This window comes from Clostridium sp., from assembly GCF_032552055.1.
Taxonomy (GTDB): Bacteria; Bacillota; Clostridia; order Clostridiales; family Clostridiaceae; genus Clostridium.
In genome coordinates this window covers 1-5,329 of sequence record NZ_JAWGSV010000216.1, presented here as the reverse complement: position 1 = coordinate 5,329, position 5,329 = coordinate 1, and the positions used below count along the sequence as shown (strand labels likewise).

5 protein-coding genes are annotated in these 5,329 nt (G+C 28.4%); all 5 read left to right on the top strand.

Going from position 1 to position 5,329, the window contains the following annotated elements:
- Positions 1–862 precede the first annotated feature (862 nt).
- The 5 genes from E6248_RS12600 (at position 863) to E6248_RS12580 (ending at position 5,104) form a co-directional block, all read left to right on the top strand.
- Positions 863–1,309 (top strand): PTS glucose transporter subunit IIA, encoded by a 447-nt coding sequence (locus tag E6248_RS12600; protein ID WP_316341147.1) that lies wholly within the window; start codon positions 863–865, stop codon positions 1,307–1,309.
- Between the two features lie 13 nt (positions 1,310–1,322).
- On the top strand, positions 1,323–2,171 hold the full coding sequence (gene licT / locus E6248_RS12595; RefSeq protein WP_316341146.1) for a BglG family transcription antiterminator LicT: 849 nt from the start codon (positions 1,323–1,325) through the stop codon (positions 2,169–2,171).
- 74 nt (positions 2,172–2,245) lie between these two features.
- Positions 2,246–3,637: a PTS transporter subunit EIIC gene (locus E6248_RS12590; protein WP_316341145.1), complete on the top strand. Its 1,392-nt coding sequence runs from the start codon at positions 2,246–2,248 to the stop codon at positions 3,635–3,637.
- Between the two features lie 16 nt (positions 3,638–3,653).
- The gene (locus E6248_RS12585; protein WP_316341144.1) at positions 3,654–4,466 is read left to right on the top strand and encodes an MBL fold metallo-hydrolase; all 813 of its coding nucleotides are present in this window, start codon (positions 3,654–3,656) and stop codon (positions 4,464–4,466) included.
- Between the two features lie 2 nt (positions 4,467–4,468).
- Entirely contained in the window at positions 4,469–5,104 is a 636-nt protein-coding gene (locus E6248_RS12580; RefSeq protein ID WP_316341143.1) for a DUF6198 family protein, read from the top strand.
- The last annotated feature ends 225 nt before the right edge of the window (positions 5,105–5,329 follow it).

Genomic DNA, 5,329 nt, shown 5'->3' with positions numbered 1-5,329 from the left:
TATTATAATTAAGAATAATATATTGAATAAAGATATTACTTATAAGAAGCTTCTATGTGTAATTTGATTACATATAGAAGTTTTTATATTTTAGGGATGAGATTTCTTCTGGTATGTATTTTCCGGAAGAACACATCAAGAAAAATACAAATAAACTTTATAATGAGTGTAAGGGAAAATTTACAAATAGTTATAGCAGTAAAAAAAAGTGTTATTGATTAGAAACGAGACACATTTTGACAAAGATAACATAGTAGATGTAATTAATAAAATAGATAAACCAGATATTATAGATGAAATATGGGTAGAATTTAGTTAATATAAAGAAATATATAATAAAAAAATAGATGAGCTAGAAGAAGTAACTATAAGAAATAAATATATTAAAGTAAATTAACTAAAAATGGATAATTAAATATAAGGGAGAGATTATTTATGCGTCGCTTCCACCATGAAACCCTCGACGATATAGGAATGTATTGTCGAGGGTTATTATTTTAGAATTAAGAGGAATGGAGCTTATTATATGTAACAGTGAATAGTCAAAATGAAAATGATCATAACAACAATTAATACTGCTTTAAAAGAAGTAAAAAAAGAACTAGTAAAAAGTGGAATCATTGAGGGGAAGCAATTAATATATCTTGGGAATTTATATCTGAGAAATATTTAAAATTGAGTATGGTAGAAGAAAAGTAAAAGTTTACAAAAAGGGTTGTACAAAAAATAAAATAATGGTATACTTAAGTCGTAAGATGTGGTTTGTTATTATTTAGTTAAGCAAGACCTATTTGCAAATCCTTAGGGATTATCATGCAAATTGGTCTTTTTTTTATATAAATTCTTTTGAGGAGGCAGAAAAGTGAAAATTTATAGTCCATGTTTAGGAGTAGTAAAATATTTAGAAAATGTTAATGACGTTGCATTTGCACAAAAACTTATAGGAGATGGTATAGCAGTTGTGCCTAAAGAAGGTAATATAGTATCACCAGTAGATGGAGAAGTAGCTACGGTTTTTCCAACAGGTCATGCTATTGGGTTAAAAACTAATGAAGGAGTAGAAATACTTATTCATGTTGGAATAGATACAGTTGAACTTGATGGGAAAGGCTTTAAGGCTTTTGTAAAACAAGGAGATAAGGTAAAAGTAGGTGATAAGCTTTTAACAGTAAATTTAGAGGAAGTAATAAATGCAGGGTATGAAGTAGATACAATGGTTTTAGTAACTGATATTGCTAACTATAAAAAGGTAGTGCAAGTATATGAAAAAAATGTTCATGAAAGTGATTTGATTTTTAATCTTGAATAAAAGGAGTAATGAAATGATTATTCATAGAGTTCTTAATAATAATGCAGTAATGTGTTTTAATGAGAATAATGAGGAGGTTATTATAAAAGGAAAAGGTGTTGCCTATAGAAAAAAGGCGGGAGATGAGCTTGATAAAGAAAAAATTGAAAAGGTTTTTGTTTGTGATTCAAAGGAAACTACTACAAGATATCAAGAAATTTTGGCCTGTATTCCCATTGATTGTATTGAATTTAGTGAATATGCAATTGAGATAATTAAAAACAAAATAGATAAAAAACTATCTGATAAAATTTATGTAACGTTAACTGATCATATTTCAAATTTACTTGAGAGAATATCTCTTGGAATAGAGTTTAATAATACACTATTTTGGGACATTAAAAGAATGTATCCTGAGGAATATAAGATTGGTGAAAAAATAGTTGAATTATTAAAGGATAGATTTGATGTTAATGTAAGTAAGGATGAGGCTGGTTTTATTGCTCTTCATATTTTAAATGCTCAAATGAATAGTGAACTTAAGGAAGTGCTTGAAATTACTCAAATGATAGATGATATTTATAACATTGTATTAAATAAATTTTCCTTTGAAATTAACAAGAATAGCTTATCTTATAGTAGATTTGTAACACATTTAAGATTTTTATTCCAAAGGTTATTAGAGGGGAAGGATATTGAGATTGAGAAAAGTACAAATATTTTAAATATGATGAAGAGTCAATATTCAAAGCAATATGAATGTATTGAAGAAATTATGAGGTATATCTCTAAACATGATAGATTTAATATCTCTGAAAGACAAGATGATGAGGAGCTATATTTATTATTACATATTATAAAACTTACAGCTAAAAGTTGTTAATATATTTAACTGGATGGTGACAGGTAATGCTGGCTAGACCTTTATTTTTATTATAAAAATGGAGGGATCATATTATGGAATTAACAAATGTATCAAAAGAAATTATTGACAAGGTAGGTGGCAAGGAAAATATCCTATCAGTAACTCATTGTATGACTAGATTAAGATTTAAAATTAAAGACTTATCTAGGGTTAAAGAGGGTGAACTTAAGTCAATTAGCGAAATTGCAGGAGTTGTAAATAAGGCTGGTCAACTACAGCTTATTATTGGACCACAGGTAGTAAACTACTATGATGAGGTTGTAAAGTTAGTAGGAGATATTATTGAAAAGGAAAATGAGATTAAAGTTAAAGAAACTGATGGAGAAAAGAAGTCTATAAAAAATATTTTAAACAATATATTAGGGACTTTAGCAGGGTGTATGACACCACTAATTCCAATTTTACTTTGTGCTGGTCTTTCTAAAACTATTGCTTCCTGTATAGGACCACAACTTTTAAATTTAGTATCTGAAACAGATTCATTATATGTATTATTTACCTTTGTAGGAGATGCAGGATTTTATTTCTTACCAATATATTTAGGATATACAGCAGCTAAGCAATTTAATTGTAATCCAATTATGGGGTTGTTTTTAGCAGGAATATATATTCACCCAACTTTAATTAATATGGCTAATGAAGGTACATCATTTAGTGTGTATGGTATTCCAACAATTGTTCAAAACTACTCTGGTTCAGTTATTCCAATAATTTTATCTGTTTGGGTAATGGGATATGTTGAAAGATTCTTTAAAAAGCATTCACCAGAATTATTAAAGGTATTTGTAATTCCTTTTGGGACACTACTTGTAATGTTACCACTTGCTTTAAGTTTATTTGGACCAATTGGTTCTTTTCTTGGAAATTACATTTGTAATGGAATTTTAGGTTTATATGATATTGCTGGACCTTTAGCATTAGGTATTGTTGGAGCAACTTTTTCACTACTTGTTATGACAGGAATGCATTCATTGTTATTAAGTTTTCTATTTATGACTTTTCCTATGGTAGGGTATGATAACTTTATTTTACCAGCAATACTTGCTTGTTCATGGGCTGGTGCTGGTACTGCTTTAGCTTGTATAGTTAAGTTTAAGAGTAAAGAAAAGAAAGCTATGACTTTTGGATACTTTATTTCTTGGATATTTGGTGGGGTTGGAGAACCTTTATTATATGGATTGAATGTGCCTTATAAAACACCAATGTATGCAGGAATTATTTCTGGATTTATTACTGGAGTTGCAGCAGGTTTCTTAAATCTTACAGCATATGTGTTAAACCCATCTAATGGTATATACTTACTTCCAGCATTCTTTGGCGGAGATAAGAGCAATTATATCTCTTTAATATTAACTTTAGTAATTGGTTTAGTATCAGGATTCTTAGTAATGTGGTTTATGAAATTAGATGAAAATGTTAAATAAGAAAGGTGAAAATAAAATGGAATACTTTAAACATGAAAAACTAAAAGAACATTTATATAGGATAATAGATATAACAGGGGTATGTTGCTATTTAGTAGTTGGACAAGAAAAGGCTTGTTTACTTGATACTTGTGGAGGTATAGGAAATATTAGGGAATATATTGAAAAAATAACTAATAAGCCAATAGTAGTTGTTTTAACTCATGGTCATTTAGATCATATAGGAGGAGCATCACTATTTGAAGAGGTTTATATGCCACATGAGGACATGCCTGTACTAAAGATGCATAATGACTTTGAGTTTAGAGTAAAGGATACCTTAAAACATGACCCTACAGGAAAGGTAACAAGAGAAGATTTTACCCCTGATATAACTGGTGAAATTAAGAATATTAAGGATAATGATACTATTGATTTAGGTGGAGTTACTATTAAAATGATACAAGTAAAAGGTCATACCCCTGGAATAATTTGTCCTTTAATTAATGAAGATAGAGCAATTATTTTTGGTGATGCCTGTGGTGTTGGTGTACTATTATTTGATGAATATTCATCAAATGTATCAGAATATAGAGAAAGTCTTATACACTTAAAAACTTATGAAAGTTTATATGATACTATTTATAGAAACCATGGAACATTCTTCTCAGAAAAGGTATTGTTGGATAATGTCATAGAATGTTGTGAAAATATTTTAGCTGGAAATGATGCCCGTCAAGAGGTTGAAACTCATGGATATAAGTTATATTCAGCAAATAAAATCGAAAATCACAAAAGAGTAGATGGTAAGGAAGGTAATATTCTTTATTCTCCTGATAAAGTTAAGTAGGTATGAGTTTAAGGAGATTTATTAGATATTTTTTGGGAATGCTAATTTTAGCCTTAGGGTCTGTAGTTGCTATAAAATCAGGCCTTGGGGTTTCTCCCATTACAAGCTTACCTTTTGTAATAAATAATGTTACTAATATTTCAATTGGAACAGCTTCAGCGATTTTATATAGCTCTTATGTAGGAATGCAGTTTGTTATATTAAAGAGGGATTTCAAGAAGTTACAGCTTTTACAAATTGTATTTGCCATATTATTCGGGAATATAGTTAATTTGTTTAATAGAATAATAAGTATTAACTTTGATAATTTGGTATTAAATTTATTATTGCTATTATTAAGTTTTGTATTTACAGCATTAGGAGTTACATTAACAATAAATGCAAATTTAGTTCCAGTTGCACCAGATGGTTTAGTTCAAGCCTTATCTCAAAAATATAAGATTCCTTTTGGGAAAATTAAGATTTATTTTGATTTTATAGTAGTTATGATTTCTTGTATTTTAATGTTTTTTGTAAAAGGTGGGATTGAAGGAATAGGAATTGGAACAATTCTTTCCGTTTTTACTGTAGGAAAAATGATTTCCTATTTTTCTAGGGAAGAAATTAAAGTGGTAAGGGTAAGAGATGAAATATGTTAGGTGCGTATATATCTCGCTAAAGGCTATTTTCCTTGTTAAAAATCAGTTGTAAGAAAAATTATTTACAAAAAAGGTTGCTATTGAACAAAAAATATGTTATTATAAATGAGTAGCAAAGTTGCTAACAAAAAAGTTTCATTTAGGTAAATAGTTTCTCATCAATTAGAGATTATTATATCAATTTAGAATCTTTAATTTCAGGAGGAATATTTATGTCAGATAAAA

Bases quoted from the DNA above. Each gene is read 5' to 3' on its own strand.
- licT (WP_316341146.1), top strand. From the start codon at position 1,323: ATGATTATTCATAGAGTTCTTAATAATAATGCAGTAATGTGTTTTAAT.
- E6248_RS12590 (WP_316341145.1), top strand. From the start codon at position 2,246: ATGGAATTAACAAATGTATCAAAAGAAATTATTGACAAGGTAGGTGGC.
- E6248_RS12585 (WP_316341144.1), top strand. From the start codon at position 3,654: ATGGAATACTTTAAACATGAAAAACTAAAAGAACATTTATATAGGATA.
- E6248_RS12580 (WP_316341143.1), top strand. From the start codon at position 4,469: ATGAGTTTAAGGAGATTTATTAGATATTTTTTGGGAATGCTAATTTTA.